2 protein-coding genes are annotated in these 1,517 nt (G+C 34.3%); both read right to left on the minus strand.

What is annotated here, in order from left to right:
• Positions 1–61 precede the first annotated feature (61 nt).
• A complete protein-coding gene (locus F607_RS0126955) occupies positions 62–580 on the minus strand; it encodes a hypothetical protein (protein WP_027710460.1) in 519 nt (172 codons plus the stop codon).
• A gap of 46 nt (positions 581–626) precedes the next feature.
• On the minus strand, positions 627–1,001 hold the full coding sequence (locus F607_RS0126960; protein ID WP_027710461.1) for a hypothetical protein: 375 nt from the start codon (positions 999–1,001) through the stop codon (positions 627–629).
• Positions 1,002–1,517 lie beyond the last annotated feature (516 nt).

Raw genomic sequence — 1,517 nt, forward strand, 5'->3', positions numbered from 1 at the left:
GGGTTAAGCTTAAGTATTCAAAAAGTCGCTCAAGTGTATAAACAGATGAGTGACTATGGGGCTATGGCTGCGTAAAAGTGTCTAGAGTATTGTAAAAACCATCATCAATTATTTTTTTGTTTGTAGATAATGATGATAAATAGTCAATTGCTCTTAGTGACGGAGAAACCATTATTCTATAAAGATCTTCTTGGAAATCGGGAGGGCAAGGAAGTATTGCTACAGTAATAGTACGGTTTTTAGTTGTGATAGACTGTACTAGTAAGGCTTGGATAATCGTTTTGTTTGTTGTTTTATCAAGTATGCTGACAGTAGAGTTTAGAAACTCTTCACTAGAAAAGCTGACAATAATCGTCTTAAAGAATGGCACAAAGTAACCACGAACAGTTTTATCGCTATAATTGTTATACCATTGTTGGTATATTATCTCGTCTTCATTTTTTTGTGCGACTTTTTCCTTGTCTGGTTTTCGCATCCAGGCTTTAGTATTACCTTGTTTTGTTACAGGTATTTCTATTGCTTTTAACTTCGTTGTATTAGCCTCAAATCCGCCTTCTAGCTGACTAAAAGCATTTGCCATGATTTGTGCCCAGCTTTCATCACCAATAGAAGAGTCTTCTTTTGTGCTATTGGAATAATTCGCACTGTAAAAAAACTTGCTGCAGATAAGGGGGGATAAAAAACTCTTCCTCTTTAAGGTGTAGGTTGACTGGATCACCTAGACTCCATCCCGGTGAATTCTCTTTAGTACTATTATTTTTAAAGTTAGTATCAATATTGACAATGGCACCTGTATCATCTGTCTGTAATAATAAAGGCTCATTAACACCTTTATAAAGAGCACCTTTATCATACTTAGTGGATGATTTTATTACCTTTGACTTTTTGGCAATTAATATATTGGGGAGAAGCGTTGCCTCACCTGATGGTATTCCCTGGCTATCAACAGGAATAGAAAATAAATAAGCTCTATCTTTAATGACTCTTTTAAATCCTGCCAACTTACTACTCCTTGGTAAAAAATAATGATTTTACTTAAATTACGTGTTATTTATTAGATAGAGCGCTTATTGGCGTAAAGAGTGAGGTTGAAGATTCTATATCGCTTTTTTCCAGGTTTCGGTAAGTATGGTAGATTAATAATTTCATCTGTTTCAATATTGACTTTTTCTATCCAACTCATGCCCTGAGAAATATTATACATATAAAGGAATTTACCTTTGGGGCCGATGAGAGCTATTCTTGGAAGTCGAAATTCATAAATAGGTTGCAAAGGACTATTAAAAGTGTATATGCCCAATTTATTTGAGTTTTTGGATGATATATATAAATTTTTGGCTAGAGGGGCTTCCTTGTATAAGAGTGTGTGATAATCTTTGACCTGTATCCCATTCTTTTAATACTTTTCCTGATTTAAAATCATAGGCTCTATATGGATTCCTAGGGGGTAGCATATAATACAACCAAAGATGTATTATGCACGTCTATTTGGGTAAATTAAGTCAGTAATAAGGAAA

Origin of the sequence: Zooshikella ganghwensis DSM 15267 (genome assembly GCF_000428585.1) — a bacterium.
GTDB lineage: Bacteria > Pseudomonadota > Gammaproteobacteria > Pseudomonadales > Zooshikellaceae > Zooshikella > Zooshikella ganghwensis.

Excerpts from the sequence above, each read along its gene's own strand:
- F607_RS0126955 (WP_027710460.1), bottom strand. The coding sequence starts at position 580 with ATGGCAAATGCTTTTAGTCAGCTAGAAGGCGGATTTGAGGCTAATACA.